This is a genomic window from Xenorhabdus thuongxuanensis, assembly GCF_001908095.1.
GTDB lineage: Bacteria > Pseudomonadota > Gammaproteobacteria > Enterobacterales > Enterobacteriaceae > Xenorhabdus > Xenorhabdus thuongxuanensis.
Map to the genome: position 1 here is coordinate 1 of NZ_MKGR01000072.1, position 1,387 is coordinate 1,387.

The 1,387-nt window shown below is 46.1% G+C and carries 2 protein-coding genes and 1 pseudogene; all 3 read right to left on the bottom strand.

What is annotated here, in order from left to right:
* Positions 1–90 precede the first annotated feature (90 nt).
* A pseudogene (locus Xentx_RS18005) lies at positions 91–321 on the bottom strand (phosphoadenosine phosphosulfate reductase domain-containing protein); the annotation flags it as partial.
* Positions 314–1,144 carry a DNA adenine methylase gene (locus Xentx_RS18010; RefSeq protein ID WP_074021861.1) on the bottom strand — a complete coding sequence of 277 codons (831 nt, stop codon included), beginning with the start codon at positions 1,142–1,144 and terminating at the stop codon, positions 314–316. The gene Xentx_RS18010 and the pseudogene Xentx_RS18005, both read right to left, overlap by 8 nt.
* Before the next feature lies 1 nt (position 1,145).
* A complete protein-coding gene (locus Xentx_RS18015) occupies positions 1,146–1,367 on the bottom strand; it encodes a TraR/DksA family transcriptional regulator (RefSeq protein ID WP_074021862.1) in 222 nt (73 codons plus the stop codon).
* Positions 1,368–1,387 lie beyond the last annotated feature (20 nt).

The window sequence follows — 1,387 nt, forward strand, 5'->3', positions numbered from 1 at the left end:
CCAATGCATCGCTATTATGCTCTAAATTCACTCACAAACCCCTGCATATACTGAACTACACGCCTGTTGTGCGTTTTCGTCGGCCAATAGATCAAACTGGCGCCCCCCTCTGGAGGTCACCCGCTGGATGTTTCCCAGATGACTTTCCAGATAATCCAGATATTCCATTGTTTGCGGGTGCTCATGCCCGGTATCGGCAAAAACCGCAACATATTTCACCCCGTTCTCGATAGCCAGTAACCACTGAGCCAGACTATCTTTCCCACCGGAAATGGTGATCACATTAATGGTATTTTCAGCATAACAACGGCTATCAATCATGATATCCCTCCAACACCGCAATAATCTCTTTCGCAGGCTGACGGTTGCCATTGGCGGCAATCGTGCGCGGGGCGTCGATTTCATGGATAGTAAAGCTGAGATCCGAATATAACTCTTTGGCGGCAACCGAATTAGAAACGGTCACAGGCACACCGATTTCATCATGCAGTGCGCGCAAATTCTCGGCTAACTCCTCATGCGCAGTATGGCTGAAATTGGAGTGATGATATTGGGTAAATGCACCCTCGTTGGTTAAATATGGCGGATCGCAATAAACCACATCACCATAATCGACCAGTGATAATGTGTCCTGCCATTCCAGAGGCAACAGGTCGGCTTTCTCTGCTTTTTCTGCAAACGCCCATATTTCAGCAACGGGGAAATACGGCTTTTTATAGTGACCAAATGGCACATTAAATTCACCCTTGCTGTTATAGCGGCATAATCCATTAAAACAGTGGCGATTTAATGTTAAAAATAAACTGGAGCGGGATAATTTATTAGCAAAATTACCAGAAAATTCACCACTGAAATTAAAAACATCCCTCAGTTTATAAAATTCATTTTTATTCAAAACAAATTCAAACCAATTTGCCGCCTCTTTTATAAACTGATCACAGTCAGATTTGATGCTTTGATACAGATTAATCAAATCCGCGTTTGCATCCGAAATTAAATACGCCGGATAATCCGTATTCATCATCACAGCACACGAGCCTGCGAACGGTTCAACCAGTCTACGGCCGGCGGGCAGATGGGGCAGCAGCTTATCCATTATTCGGTTTTTAGAACCCGCCCATTTCAGAATAGTTTTATTGGCCATCTCACACACTCCGGTAATGTTTTTGTTTCAGTTCAAACACGTCCTGGCAGGTTGCACAGCGGGTAACACCGGCAATAATCATTCGGCGCTCTTCGGGAATAGGTCGGCCGCAGTCTTCACACTCAAACGCAGAAACAGAAACCAGGCGGTTAACATGGGCGGCTATCCGGCGTTCCAGTATTTCGGCGGCGTGTTCGCAGGCGCGGTCGATTTCTCTAGACATGATTCCACTCCTGCGCCTGA